Below are 13,791 nucleotides of genomic sequence, written 5' to 3'. Positions count from 1 at the left end.
GAACTACCAAATGAACGACAAAATTTTACCAATTGTCTCGATCGTCACTCTCAAAAACAGTGGTAATACGCCGGTCATGATCGTCAATCGCACACCGTTATATTACGAAAAGGAGCAATGTCTAGGTTATCTGGATTATTCAGCTGTGCTTTACCCTGAAGGATTGGATGATCCGAGTGATGATAAATATTATTTCAATCGCGAAGATATTGCCAATTTACTTTTCTTAGGTTATCGCGATCCAGCAGAATTAGAATTTGAACAAAATTACGACACCATGATAAAAGATGATACTCACCACAAATTAACGGTGCAAGATCTGGCAACAAAATAAATTTACTAAGGAGAATTTACTATGCAAGATAAAATTTTACCAATTGGCTCGATCGTCACCCTCAAAAATGGCAACGGCACTCCCGTCATGATCATTAATCGCGCTGCTTTATACGAAACTGAAGAACAAACCGGTTATTTTGACTATTCTTCCGTAATTTATCCAGCGGGCTTGCAGGATAGTAATGAACTGTGCTTTTTCAATCATGAAGATATCGCAGAATTAATTTTTCTCGGTTACCGCGACGATGAAGAATTGGAATTTGCGGATAATTACGAAGATTTAGTTCAAGCTTCCGGCTACGACAAATTGTCGGTTGATGATTAGTAAAAAAAATGCATCCCCAAATTCAGACAATTTTGGAGGTGCATTTTTTATGGTCAAATCATCTAAAATAGACATATGAATATCTCAATTAACTCGGCGCCACGGCTAGCGTCAAGTAACTAAAAGGATTGATGCCGATATAATTACCGACAATCAATCCTAAGTTACTAAGCTGTCTCAAATTTGGGACACATCAGATTATGATCTTTTTTGGTGTGCTATTAATTTATTAGGCAATGTAAAAGTCAATTGTTGCTGCTGTAACGGATCAAAAAATGATAAGTGATAAGCTTGCAAAGCTTGCTGCTTAAAGCCTCTAATTAGCGGTCCACCATACAGGCGATCGCCAACTAACGGGTGCCCTAAACTAGCAAAATGAACCCGAATTTGATGCGTACGTCCTGTGTGCAATTGAACTTTCACCAAAGTACAATCGTCAAAACGCTCCATCACCCAATATTCTGTCTTGGAAGGCTGTCCAGTGGCAATTACTTGACGAGCGATTTGACCATCAACTTGTCCAATCGGTGCATCAATTAGCTGATGATCGCTGGATAGCTGCCCAGCAACAAGCGCATAATAATATTTAATAATTTGATGTTGGGCTAACTGCTGATTGGCTAAACTATTGGCTAATAAATTTTTAGCAATCAGTACTAAGCCTTGTGTATCGCGATCTAAGCGCGTTATAACGTGGGGAACCAAATATTCACTATCTTGTGATATCAAATGACCCTTCACTCGATTAACTAAAGTATCCACACGATTGCTGGGGCCCGGCACTGAGCTCAATAAAATTGGCTTATTGACAACTAACCAGTTAGCATCTTCGTAAACAATCTCCAAAGCTTGACTACTAATAGCAACATTGGAATCACTGGGCTCTGGCGGACAAAATAATTCTAAGCAATCATTATCGTGAACCAGTTGCGTGCCATCAACTAACTTCTCATTCACCCGAAAATTACGCAAATCATTTTTTAATTTGCGATATAAACGATGACTAATTCCCTGCCGCTGTAAAAATTTTTTTAAAGTGGTTGGTTGTGTTTCATTAATTAAAAATGTTATCTTCATATATTTACCTAACTAAACTAGGATTAAACACTAGGATTTATTAATATTTTAGAATAAAATTGTAACAGAAATACGTTCACAAAGGAGAATAATATTGCAAAAGCATATTTATTTAGCAGGTGGGTTCTTCAACCCGAAACAAATCGCACTATTAGATCGCGTGGAAGCCGCCTTAAAAAATAACGAAACTGTTGGCTACATCCACAGTCCTAGAGATCATCAATACAAAAATGCCAGCATTGACCACGATCCAGATGGTATTTTTGGTAGTTATGAATGGGCTAATGAAACTTATAACAACGATGTAACAGCCATGAATCTAGCCGATTTAGCGGTCATCTCTTGGGACAATCAAAATCCAGATACGGGTACAGCTTGGGAAATGGGTTACATGTTAGCCAGCCAAAAACCAGTAATTATGTTTTGCGAAGATGATGTACAAACTGAAGGTTTGAATCTAATGCTCGTCAAGGGGATTAAAGCTTATTTGACTACAACGTCGGAACTGGAAACTTACGACTTTAACTTATTACCTACTAAGCTGTATCAAGGTGACATCATCTAAACTTAGTACAACCTTTCCAGCTTTATTTGATTTATCATAACTATAAATTGAATGAAAGAAGGAATTATTTTGACAAAAGTGCCTGCAGTAACGCTTAATAATGATATTCTAATTCCCCAATTGGGCTTAGGCGTCTTTAAAATGCAAGACAAAAAGCAGTTTATGGCAGCCTTTAATTGGGCTTTAGAAATTGGCTATCGCCATTTTGATACGGCAGCGATATATGGCAATGAAAAATGGCTTGGTGAAGCTATCAACAATGCTGAAATTGACCGCCAAGATTTGTTTTTAACATCCAAATTATGGCCGTCGGATTTTGACGATCCACAACAAGCTTATCAAGATTCTTGTAAACGCCTTGGTGTTGACTATTTAGATCTTTATTTAATTCATTGGCCAGCTCCAGGATATGCGAAAGCTTGGATTACAATGGAAGAAATGTATCATGATGAGCAAATTAGAGCAATTGGCGTTTCTAATTTCTTACCATCACATCTACAAGATATCTTAACGCGCGGTAGCGTGACGCCGGCAGTGGATCAAATTGAACTGCATCCTTATTATCAACGTCCGGAATTAACTAATTATTTAGCTGAGCAAAATATTGCTGTAGAAGCTTGGGGTCCTTTAGGACAAGGCAGCAATGATTTATCAACTGAACCAGTGCTTCAAAAAATTGCCGCTGCACATCACAAAAGTATCGCACAAGTCGTTTTGCGCTGGCATATTCAATCTGGACGAATCATTTTCCCAAAATCAGTCCATCAAAATCGACTGCAAGAAAATTTTGATATTTTTGATTTTGAGCTGACTGCTGAGCAGATGCAACAAATTAAACAACTAGATAAAAACCAGCCAAATGGTCATGATCCTTCTGATCAGGCTTACTTGAATGAAACTAAAACTATCTACCCTAAAAATTAATGCAAACAAAAAACTTGCTTATAACCAGCAAGTTTTTTTAGTGGATATAAACCGTCACAAACGTTACTAAGCCAAAAATCACACCAGGAAAATTAGCAATAATCACTGGCCAAGACTTAGGCTTCAATAGCCAACCATAAGTAACCCATAAAGTGGCATTAATCATGGCCACTAATGGTTGCAAGGGTTGGACAGGATTACCAGAAAAATTGGATATAATCTGTGGAATATAGGAAACATACATCAATACACAGACAACAGCGGCAACAGTTCCCAAAAGTTGAACTTTTTTATTATTATGCAAAGTAACTCCTCCTAGTAGTTAATTATTATAGATAGTATAAACACATCTTAGCAAACAAATAAAATAATAAAACTTAGCATTACTAGATCTAATCAAATTGACACACTTCAATTCATTCATTAAACTTAATTTATTATGGTATAGGAGGAATAATTAATGTGCGGCATTATTGCATTTAGTGACCCGGCTGTTGAAGACAAAGAAACAACCATCAAGTCCATGATGAAAATGATCGAACACCGTGGTCCTAATCTCCAAGGCAGTGGATTTTACACAAATGATCAAGTTGCCTTGGGTTTTCGCCGACTAAGTGTTATCGACCTCAAGGGAGGTCACCAACCAATTTATAACGAAGACAATTCAATTTTAATAACTTTTAATGGTGAAATTTACAACTATCAAACTTTAAGAACTGAACTAATTCAAGCGGGACATGATTTCAAGACCCAAACAGATACCGAAGTTTTATTGCACGGTTATGAAGAATGGGGTATGCAAGGCACCCTGGATCGAATTCGCGGTATGTTCGCCTATCTAATTTGGGACAGCAACAAGCAAACTCTTTTTGGAGCTCGCGACTTTTTCGGAATTAAACCCCTTTATTACTATCACAAAGATGAAACATTCATTGTCGGTTCAGAAATTAAATCCTTTTTGAAGCATCCACATTTTAAAAAGGAACTCAATAAGACAGCTTTGAAGCCTTTTTTGATGAACCAATATAATGATTTGGATGAAACATTCTTCAAAGATGTTTATCGTTTTCCGGCAGGGCATTGGTTTGAATTGCATGATAATAACTTTCAGACACATCAATATTGGGATGCTAAATATAATATTAACCACCAACGTTCTTTGAATAAAACTGTGAACGAAATTGATGATACAGTCATGAATTCAGTTAAATTGCACAACATTGCTGATGTTCCCGTGGGTAGTTTTTTGTCAGAGGGTGTTGATTCAAGTTATGTAACTTCTGTTTTGCGCCCGCAAGAAGTGTTTAGCGTCAATTTTGATAATGGTCCTTATGATGAAGCTAGCGTTGCTAAAGAATTAGCCGATGAAGAAGGATTACATTTCAATCTAGCAACGGTAGATGGTGATGAAGCATTTCGTGATTTTGCAGAAATGCAGTATCATCTAGACGAACCAGACAGTAATCCATCGGTCATTCCTTTATGGTATTTATGTCGCTTGGCCCGTAAAAAAGTGACAGTCGCTTTGTCTGGCGAAGGTGCAGATGAATTATTCGCTGGGTACGTCAATTATGGCATGCACACACATAATAGTGTCGTCAAAGTATTTGCTGGTGGTTTGCATAAGTTACCGCGGAACATTCGCTATACTTTGGCTAAGGGTATCAAAAAATTACCAAATTTCCCGGGAAAAGTTCATCTTTATACCCGCAATGCCAAGCCTTCGGACTATTATGTTGGTGAATCATTAATTTACGATCTCGATCAGCCTACGATTTTCACTTCGCAGCAAGCTAATAATATTTTGCAAAATGATTACCAAAATGATTTAACTGTTAACGGCATTTACCAAAAAGATTTTGCGAAAGTTGAAAATGCTGAAGATGTTAAGCAAATGCAATATATTGATTTGCATCATTTTATGATAAATGATATCTTGCAAAAAGCTGACAAAATATCAATGGCACACTCTTTGGAATTGCGGGTGCCTTATTTGGATAAAGCGGTCGCAGAATTAGCCAATTCCATTCCATCAAGGATGTTGTTAAACAATCACGATACAAAATTTGCTTTTCGTAAAGCCGCTCATCGACATTTGCCAGAAGACTGGGCTAATCGTCCAAAATTAGGTTTCCCTGTCCCAATCACTTCTTGGTTGCGGGAAGAAAAGTACTATCAACAAGTTCATGATTTATTTAGTGAAGATTGGGTCGCTGACATTTTTGATCAAGCTAAAATCATTGCTATCTTGGATGATAATTATCAAAAGAACATTGACGCACGGCGGCAAATATGGAATATTTATACTTTCTTAACCTGGTACAAATTGTACTTCATTGACTTTGATGAGACTGTAGAAAAATATTGCCATGTACAACCTGACGTGCAAAAATTTATCGCCAATGGTACGTTGGTATAGTAAAAGCAGCAGTTTTGAAAACTGCTGCTTTTTTTAATTACATATTTAAAATTTATCTGTCATAAGAAGCTTTATAAACTAGTGAAGTATGATGTAAAGGCTTGTTATCAAGCAATACATCTTGTTGAGCTATTTTTAGCCCTAGTCCACTGGTCAAAACTACTCTAATTTTATTCTGTGGATCAATCGTCTTCAGCTGCAACTTATAAGTTCCCGCGGGAATTACGCTTTGATTGCTGGCTAAAGGATACGTCATTGGAACAGGATAATATTTTTTAGTTTTTGTGTTTTGCAAAGTAGTGGTATAGTTGGCACGTTTAGGAATCAGTAAAGTAAAATTATTAACGGCGTGATTAAGGGTAATCTGTTGTTCTATCAGACTAATCTGCCTAAATTCTGGCGTTTTAAATTTAAACTGATGCGATAATTGACTAGTTTGTGTAGCAACTGACATTTTCTGTGGTTTGGCGTGTAAATCATCCACCAAGCAAATGCCAAAGATCACCGCTAAACAACTTACGACTGTCAATACAGAACTTTTGCGCCATTTAATGGCTAGTTGCGGTGTCTGTTTTGCAGTGCATAAATAAACCAGCAACAACGGGATTAAAACTTGTCCATAACGATTATTTACTTCCCAAATCAAAATATAAAATAGTAAAAAACCACCTGCAGTAATCAAGCTTAACCAATTAACTAAATTGGGGGACGTCTTTTTAAATAAATTTTTCAGCGTTACAATCAATGCTGCGCTAAATAAGATAATATAGCCAAGTTGGTTCATTAAGACACCCCAATAATGCAAGAATGCCTGCACTGCGCTGTAGCCACGCGGTATTTTGATGAAACCACCGTTATAAGCACATATCCACGAATTAATATTCAAAAGTGAACTAGTTTTGGCAAACCATTGCTTAACAATTCCTAACGGTCCTAAATGTTGTAAACGATTCTTTAATTGTTGTTTTAAATAAAGCTTTTGATCCTGTGGATCTTTATGCTTCATAAAATTATGCACATCATCACCGGAATAAATACCGTGGGTTTGCGGATTATACCCCATATGAATCCAATGAGTCAACGCAACTTGATATTGCTCATTATGGTGAAAACCTACTTGATTTTGCATAATTTTGCCCGTCGGTAATGCCAACAAACACCCCAACACAATGGCAAGTAAAGGCTGATAAAGTCTATGAATAGAAGCACGCTGTTTCTTAGCAAATAAAGCAACAACTAAAACTACCGCCAAAGCAATTATCGCAAAATTACTTTTCGCTAATTGTGCAAAAATATTAACAGCTAATAACACAATAACTGCTAAAATTCTTTTCTTAGTAGAACTATTTGACCACGACAGCAAGATATAAAAATCTACTATCAAAGCTAACAACAAAGGCATATCTGTATAAAATACTTTTAAATAATAAGTATAACTAAAACTGCTGACAATCAAGAAAAATAAGTATTCCAATAGACCTAATCTACTAATGGAATACCGATATATCAGCTTTACAGATACCAAAATAAAACAATCTAACAGCAATAAATTAATTAAATTCATGGCCCAAACTGTACTTAAGCCTATTTTGGCAGTTATATATAACCAGCCTGCTAGAATCCAAGTCACTGGCACGTTGGTCGGATAATGCCAAAAATATGTCGTTTCGCCCCAATTGTGGCTACCTTGGCTCAGACGCTGAGCTTGATACAAAACACGGTAAGGATCGTGGTAGACACTGACTGGCAGTTCTTTTAAAGAAAAAAGTTGAATTAACAAAATCAAGCTCAAAGCAACCGCAACTAGCCATTTAATTTGTTTATTACTTAACGTTTGACAATATCTCGCCACTTTGGGTCGCCAAAATAGCCAACAACCTAGGAGCACCAATAAAATTAGCGTTAGCGGCCAATAACGCTTAGTAAAAACATTGGTAATAATCCCGATTATTAATGGAATACAAAATAAAGTCAGGATAATTCGATAAAACCTTTGTAGCATGGACACGCCCCCAATTTTTTTTACAGGAGTAATAATATCATTATTGGCATAGCGTGGATACCTTTATTTCTCCTCATTTTTCAAACCAAATAAAAAACTAGCTTTTCTAAGTATAGAAAAGCTAGTTGAATTTATTATTTATTTTTTATTCTCTTCATTAACGACAAGTAAATACCAGCTGTAACCAGCATTGAAATAAATGTAGCACCCACAGTAACGTTAACTACATGCAATTGGCGCAAAACAAAGTACAAAATTACACCAATTAGCCACGCCAAGAGAGCACGTAAATTAATACCTTTAGTGTACCAATATTGGCCTTGTACTTGATCAAAATCATCAATTTGATAAGTATGCTGATGGATAATGAAGTAGTCCACTAAAAAGACTGCAATTTCTGGGCCCAAAAACATACCTACACCATTTAAAAACAATTCAAAAGTTTCTAAAAAGGTCGCAATGTAAGCTGGAATAAATGTTACTAACGTTGCCACACCAGTTACAATCCATAAAGCTGGCTTTAATTTCAATTTGGTAAAAATATTAGTTGCAGCTGATCCCGCAGCCATTAAATTAACTGCATTAGCGGTTGTACTGGTTAACATAATCACAACGAGTGCTAAAACACCTAATCCCAATTTGGTTGCAATCGTACTAGGATCAGAATTATTTGGATCAAATTTATCCAAAGTAATAGCGGTTGCGATGGTAGCAATGACCCCCATCAACGCAAACCAAATCAAACCAATATTAGCGCCGAAAAATGAAGCACTCACCGCAGATTTTTTATTTTTAGCGTAGCGACTAAAATCAGCTGCAGCGGTAACCCATGCCAGATTAAAAGCAGCTAACGTATCAATTGCTACACCATTGTCTAAACGTAAACTAGCTTGTGGGCGCCATTTAACAATTTCGTGAAAAGGAACCATTTTTAAAACAATGATGGATTCCCAAATCACAAAAATTGTTACCAAAATAATCCCAATTCGCTCAATCCAACGCACAGATTTTTCACCCAAGGAAATACTCAACAAATGGAGTAAAGACATGATGATAATACCGGCAAACAAGCCAACACGATCAAGCTGTTGATTGCTGGCTGACCAACCAAAAATATCCCGCAAAATAAAGCTGACTGAAATAGCCGCAATATAAGTATTCACAGCCGCCCAACCAATGAATTGAATAACATTAATCACCGAAGGAAGCAAAGATCCCTTAACACCAAAAGCGCCCCGCATCAAGTTCATAGAATTCAAACCTGTTTCAAAACCTGCCAATGAAACTAAAGCTAGCAAAACATAAGATAAAATTCCCACACAAATCAATAAAGTCGAAGAAGTTACAAAACCACAAGCAGCAATCACGCCACCAATATACCAAGTACCATTATTGGCATTCGCACCGATCCAAGTAGCAAACATATCCCAATTTGACAAATTACGCTGTGCTTTTGGAACTACATTTTTATCTCTAAATCCCACAACATTTCTCCTGTTTTCCACAAAAAAAGCGCACAAGTTATTATCTTGTGCGCCTAGTCACTATCAACAACTAACGCTCCTTAATAACTTCTCTGAATTATTTAAAGGATTTAACGTATACCTTGGATAGCATTTTACCGATCGTTTTATCAAATGTCAATCCATCTAACATACTGTATTTTACATAGTAATCTTTTATATCTTATATTTATAAAATTTGCTATTATTGTGTAAGCAAGTTAGGAGTTGTCAGTATTTCATGGAAACACCAAATAAAAAAATTAATAGTTTAACTTTAGTTTCATTAGTGGTGACCACCTCAATTGGTTCCGGTATTTTTGCCTTGAGCAGCGATTTAGCAAAGGCTGCGTCACCTGGTCCTGCCTTAATATCGTGGTTCATTGTTGGTTGCGGCATTTTATTATTGGCTACCACTCTCAATAATTTATTGCACGAACGACCAGATTTACAAGGTATTTTCAGTTACGGTCAATCTGGTTTTGGTCCTTTCACTGGTTTTATTAGTGGCTGGGGCTACTGGATGTCATGTTGGTTAGGCAATGTTGCCTTTTCCACAGTATTCATGAGCACCTTAGGTTATTTTTTTCCTGTTTTCCTCAAAAATAATAGTCTTATATCAATTATTATTGCTAGTCTTTGTTCCTGGTTTTTAACTTGGCTAGTCAATCGTGGCGTTGAAAATGCTGCTTTCATCAATTCCATTATTACTTTATGCAAATTAATTCCCATTTTTACATTTATCATCGTTAGCATCTTTGCTTTTAAAAGTGGTATTTTTACACAAGATTTCTGGGGTAATTTGCATAATTCTGTTGGTGATGGCAGCATTTTGAAACAAATTAAAAATTGCTTCATGGTGATGATGTGGGTGTTTGTCGGCATTGAAGGAGCTTCCGTGTTATCTGCGCGTGCTTCCAGTCAAAAAGCAGCTGGACGCGCTACCATCATTGGGGTACTTTGTTTATTATTGATCTATATTTGTGCTTCTATATTACCTTATGGTCATTTTACAAGAGTCCAACTAATTAACGCTAAACAACCAGCCATGGTTTACCTATTTAAAGAATTAGTAGGTTCTTGGGGTGGCACATTTATTAGCATTGGCTTATTAATATCTATTTTCGGTGCATGGATTTCTTGGACAATGTTGCCTGCAGAAACCCTCAGTGAAATGGCTAAAAAACAACTCCTACCTGCCAAAATTGGACAATTGAACAAACACAAAGCGCCAACTTTTGCCTTAGTTATTACTGGAGTAATGGTGCAAATCTTTCTGATAACCCTACTATTCAGTCAAGAAGCTTATGAATTAGCTTACAGTTTGTGCACAGCAGCAGTTGTCATTTCGTACATCATCGTAGCTGCTTTTCAAATCAAGCAAGCTAAACAACAAGGCAATCGCCTACAATTAGCAATTGGTTGGGGAACATTACTATTCGAATTAGTCGGCATTACTTTAGCTGGTCTTCAATATTTGTTAGTTTGTACAATTATTTATCTTCCGGGAATTTATCTCTATTATCTGGCTCGGCGCCAACTTTCAGCACCACTTTTTAGCAAACGTGAAAAATGGGGTGTCATCTGCTTAATCTTTCTAGGCGTCTTAGCTCTAATTCTTGTTTTAGCACAAATTATTAAAATATAAAAAAAAGGACAACCAATTAGGTTTGTCCTTTTTTTATATATTCAGCACTTTATTTAAAAAGTCACGTAACCGGGCATTTTTTGGTTGATTAAATATTTGTTCTGGTGTGCCCTGCTCTTGTACTTTGCCTTCATCGACAAAGACTACCCGATCCGCCACTTCTTTGGCAAAGCCCATTTCATGGGTCACTACAATCATCGTCATACCTTGACTAGCCAAATTCTTCATAACTTGTAAAACATCACCGACCATTTCCGGATCTAGAGCTGATGTTGGTTCATCAAATAACATAATATCAGGTTCCATTGCTAAAGCACGGGCAATGGCAACTCGTTGTTTTTGCCCACCCGATAGAGAATTAACCGGTTGATCAATTTTATCAGCCAAGCCGACAGTTTCCAATAACTTCTGAGCTTGTTGCACAGCCGCTGATTTATCTTTTTTACCTAATTGCAAAGGTGCCAAAGTAATATTATCCCCAACCGATAAATTATTAAATAAGTTAAAATGTTGAAAAACCATACCGATATTTTCACGTACTTTGTTAATGTCCACGCTTTTATCAGCAATATCCACACCATCTACGACAATTGAGCCAGAAGTCGGCGCTTCCAACTTATTCAATGTCCGCAACAACGTGCTTTTCCCAGATCCTGAGGGTCCAATAATCACGACCACTTCATTATTATTAACATTTAAATCGACACCCTTGAGTACCTCATTGTTGCCATAAGTTTTGACTAAATCCGTTACTTTTATTCGCGCACTCATCCTTTAATTCTCCTTTGCACCCAGTTAGAAAGCCATGTTAACAAGGTAATGACGATCAAATAAATTAATGCAATAATGGTCCAAACTTTGAAACCCTCCAAATTGCGAGCGATAATAATTTTACCAGTTTGCGTCAATTCTAAAATACCAATAATTGACAAAATTGAAGTATCTTTTAGGGTAATAATAAATTGATTAATGAAGGAAGGAATCATAATCCTGATTCCTTGTGGCAAAATAACTTTACGCATCGCTTTACCAAAAGGCAAACCTAAACTACGCGCCGCTTCCATTTGCCCTGAATCCACAGCTTCAATACCACCTTTGACAAAAGCTGCAATATAAGCCCCTTCGTTACACGTCAAAGTAATGATCCCAGCTATAAAAGCGGGGATTTTCTGTCCTGTTAAACTAGGAATTCCAGTATAAATAAACAGGGCTAAAACTAACAAGGGCATTCCGCGGAAAACATAAATTAACGTACTAGATAGCCAATTACAGAATTTAATAGGCACCACACCCATTAAACCGACTAAAATACCAAAGATAGTTGCAAAGAAAATAGCCACCAACGTTAACCACATTGTTTGCCCAAAACCAGATAATAAAGCATCTTTATTTTGCTTCAACAATCCCATAAAGCTACGATCATCTTGGTCATTGCTACTAACAGCTGCATTATTATCTTTCTTAGTTCCCAAATATTTAGCTTTAATATCATCATAAGTGCCGTTAGCCTTAACATCTTTCAAACCATTATTAAAAGCACTCAACAACGCTTTATTTTCACCTTTTTTTACGGCAAATCCATATGGTGCCTTTAATGCCGGCTTCGTAACAATTTTCAGATTTGTACCTTTTTTGATGGCATAACGCATTACTGGTTGATCTTCAAAACAAGCCACTGAATTACCAGTTAACACATCTTGATACATGTTATTAGAATCATCAAAAGTAACTGTCTTAAAACCATACTTCTTCTTAATACTGTTGGCATATTGCGCACCGGCGGTTCCGGTTTTAATAGCCACTTTCTTGCCATGCAGTTGGGACAAATTATGAACATCGCCTTTATCAGAAGTTGCCATGACCACCCCTGATGTGAAATAAGGCTCTGAAAAATCTAATACTTTTTGCCGATCTTTAGTGATCGAAGTACCCGCAATCATGCCTTCAATTTGCCCAGATTGTAATCCTTGTACTGAAGCATTAAAACCCAATGGCTTGATCTTAACTTTAAAACCTTGATCTTTAGCAATTGATTGCATCAGTTCAATGTCAATACCCACATATTTATTTTGCTTGTCCGCAAATTCAAAGGGAGGAAAAGTTACATCGGTTCCGATCGTGAAAGTCTTGCCTTTAACCGCAGGATTCTGTTTAGTACCTAGATACTTATTGATAATCTTGTTATAAGTACCATTTTGCTTGATCTTACGAAAACCAGCATTAAATTTTTGTATTAACTCTGGATTAGTGCCCTTTTTCACACCAAAACCATACCAGCCAGTATTAGCAGCCTTAGTCACAATCTTCAAATCCATACCTTGGTTAATGGCATATTGCATCACTGGCTGATCTTCAAAACAAGCCACTGAATTTCCAGTCTTTACATCTTGATACATACTATTAGAATCGTCAAAAGTCACGGTTTTAAAGCCATATTTGTCCTTAATACTGTTAGCATAACTAGCAGCTGCTGTCCCTGTCTTTAAAGCCACTTTTTTATTTTTTAACTGTTTCAAATTAGTGATAGCGCTATTTTTGCCAACCGCCATGACGACGCCCGTTTTAAAATATGGAGTTCCAAAATCAAACTTAGCTTGGCGTTCCTTGGTAATAGTCGTACCAGCAATAATTCCATCTAATTGCCCAGATTGCACAGATTGCACTGCCGCATTAAAACCAACTGGCTTAATGTGGACTTGGAAACCCTCTTCTTTAGCAATTGCTTTTAATAAATCGATATCAATCCCCACATATTGATTTTGATCGTTCGCAAATTCAAAGGGGGGATAGGTAACATCTGTCCCAATTTGATAAGTTTTGGCTTGTGTTTTGGTGGTTGTTAAGTTCCAACAAGTCACAAAAACACTTAGGAACATTAACCACGTGAAGACTTGCCTCAATCGTTTTTTCATTTTAATTCCTCCGTCAATGATTGATCTATTATTTAGCGTGCGGAATAAATTATTCTTTCCATTCTAATAATCCATTTATTT

General features: G+C 36.7%; 12 protein-coding genes. 6 read left to right on the top strand and 6 right to left on the bottom strand.

Annotated features, from left to right (window positions below; translation table 11 throughout):
* Positions 1 to 10 precede the first annotated feature (10 nt).
* Together MOO47_RS05215 and MOO47_RS05210 are read left to right on the top strand one after the other, a co-directional pair.
* Entirely contained in the window at positions 11 to 334 is a 324-nt protein-coding gene (locus MOO47_RS05215) for a DUF4176 domain-containing protein (protein WP_249512413.1), read from the top strand.
* A 21-nt stretch (positions 335 to 355) separates the two neighbouring features.
* Positions 356 to 661, top strand: a complete 306-nt coding sequence (locus MOO47_RS05210) for a DUF4176 domain-containing protein (protein WP_249512211.1) — start codon at positions 356 to 358, stop codon at positions 659 to 661.
* Between the two features lie 198 nt (positions 662 to 859).
* Here MOO47_RS05210 and MOO47_RS05205 read toward each other — a convergent pair whose 3' ends face one another.
* Positions 860 to 1,738, bottom strand: coding sequence for an RluA family pseudouridine synthase (locus MOO47_RS05205; protein WP_249512412.1), 879 nt, complete (start codon positions 1,736 to 1,738; stop codon positions 860 to 862).
* Positions 1,739 to 1,832: 94 nt separating this feature from the next.
* Between MOO47_RS05205 and MOO47_RS05200 the strand changes: the two genes are divergently transcribed.
* Together MOO47_RS05200 and MOO47_RS05195 are read left to right on the top strand one after the other, a co-directional pair.
* Complete coding sequence (locus MOO47_RS05200; RefSeq protein ID WP_249512411.1) at positions 1,833 to 2,303, top strand: nucleoside 2-deoxyribosyltransferase; 471 nt, start codon at positions 1,833 to 1,835, stop codon at positions 2,301 to 2,303.
* Positions 2,304 to 2,354: 51 nt separating this feature from the next.
* Entirely contained in the window at positions 2,355 to 3,227 is an 873-nt protein-coding gene (locus MOO47_RS05195) for an aldo/keto reductase (protein ID WP_249512410.1), read from the top strand.
* Positions 3,228 to 3,264: 37 nt separating this feature from the next.
* On the opposite strand, the gene MOO47_RS05190 is transcribed toward MOO47_RS05195, so the two are convergent.
* Positions 3,265 to 3,531: an SWEET family sugar transporter gene (locus MOO47_RS05190; protein WP_249512409.1), complete on the bottom strand. Its 267-nt coding sequence runs from the start codon at positions 3,529 to 3,531 to the stop codon at positions 3,265 to 3,267.
* Positions 3,532 to 3,687: 156 nt separating this feature from the next.
* Here MOO47_RS05190 and asnB point away from each other — a divergent pair, with 156 nt between their 5' ends.
* Positions 3,688 to 5,646 (top strand): asparagine synthase (glutamine-hydrolyzing), encoded by a 1,959-nt coding sequence (gene asnB / locus MOO47_RS05185; protein ID WP_249512408.1) that lies wholly within the window; start codon positions 3,688 to 3,690, stop codon positions 5,644 to 5,646.
* A 52-nt stretch (positions 5,647 to 5,698) separates the two neighbouring features.
* Here asnB and MOO47_RS05180 read toward each other — a convergent pair whose 3' ends face one another.
* Both MOO47_RS05180 and MOO47_RS05175 read right to left on the bottom strand, forming a co-directional pair.
* Complete coding sequence (locus MOO47_RS05180; RefSeq protein ID WP_249512407.1) at positions 5,699 to 7,648, bottom strand: hypothetical protein; 1,950 nt, start codon at positions 7,646 to 7,648, stop codon at positions 5,699 to 5,701.
* A 134-nt stretch (positions 7,649 to 7,782) separates the two neighbouring features.
* Positions 7,783 to 9,132, bottom strand: coding sequence for a cytosine permease (locus MOO47_RS05175; protein ID WP_260523898.1), 1,350 nt, complete (start codon positions 9,130 to 9,132; stop codon positions 7,783 to 7,785).
* A gap of 259 nt (positions 9,133 to 9,391) precedes the next feature.
* On the opposite strand from MOO47_RS05175, the gene arcD reads away from it, so the two are divergent.
* Positions 9,392 to 10,798, top strand: a complete 1,407-nt coding sequence (gene arcD, locus MOO47_RS05170) for an arginine-ornithine antiporter (protein ID WP_249512406.1) — start codon at positions 9,392 to 9,394, stop codon at positions 10,796 to 10,798.
* Positions 10,799 to 10,831: 33 nt separating this feature from the next.
* Here the strand turns inward: arcD and MOO47_RS05165 are convergent, their stop codons facing one another.
* Both MOO47_RS05165 and MOO47_RS05160 read right to left on the bottom strand, forming a co-directional pair.
* Complete coding sequence (locus tag MOO47_RS05165) at positions 10,832 to 11,569, bottom strand: amino acid ABC transporter ATP-binding protein (RefSeq protein WP_249512405.1); 738 nt, start codon at positions 11,567 to 11,569, stop codon at positions 10,832 to 10,834.
* Positions 11,566 to 13,710, bottom strand: a complete 2,145-nt coding sequence (locus MOO47_RS05160) for an ABC transporter permease subunit (RefSeq protein ID WP_249512404.1) — start codon at positions 13,708 to 13,710, stop codon at positions 11,566 to 11,568. The genes MOO47_RS05165 and MOO47_RS05160 overlap by 4 nt, the downstream gene beginning before the upstream one ends.
* Positions 13,711 to 13,791: the final 81 nt, after the last annotated feature.

It is taken from the genome of Bombilactobacillus thymidiniphilus, from assembly GCF_023380245.1.
Taxonomy (GTDB): domain Bacteria; phylum Bacillota; class Bacilli; order Lactobacillales; family Lactobacillaceae; genus Bombilactobacillus; species Bombilactobacillus thymidiniphilus.
This window is presented reverse-complemented; position numbering and strand designations above follow the sequence as displayed.

Bases quoted from the DNA above. Each gene is read 5' to 3' on its own strand.
- MOO47_RS05215 (WP_249512413.1), top strand. From the start codon at position 11: ATGAACGACAAAATTTTACCAATTGTCTCGATCGTCACTCTCAAAAAC.
- MOO47_RS05210 (WP_249512211.1), top strand. From the start codon at position 356: ATGCAAGATAAAATTTTACCAATTGGCTCGATCGTCACCCTCAAAAAT.
- MOO47_RS05205 (WP_249512412.1), bottom strand. From the start codon at position 1,738: ATGAAGATAACATTTTTAATTAATGAAACACAACCAACCACTTTAAAA.
- MOO47_RS05195 (WP_249512410.1), top strand. From the start codon at position 2,355: ATGAAAGAAGGAATTATTTTGACAAAAGTGCCTGCAGTAACGCTTAAT.
- asnB (WP_249512408.1), top strand. From the start codon at position 3,688: ATGTGCGGCATTATTGCATTTAGTGACCCGGCTGTTGAAGACAAAGAA.
- MOO47_RS05180 (WP_249512407.1), bottom strand. From the start codon at position 7,648: ATGCTACAAAGGTTTTATCGAATTATCCTGACTTTATTTTGTATTCCA.
- arcD (WP_249512406.1), top strand. From the start codon at position 9,392: ATGGAAACACCAAATAAAAAAATTAATAGTTTAACTTTAGTTTCATTA.
- MOO47_RS05165 (WP_249512405.1), bottom strand. From the start codon at position 11,569: ATGAGTGCGCGAATAAAAGTAACGGATTTAGTCAAAACTTATGGCAAC.
- MOO47_RS05160 (WP_249512404.1), bottom strand. From the start codon at position 13,710: ATGAAAAAACGATTGAGGCAAGTCTTCACGTGGTTAATGTTCCTAAGT.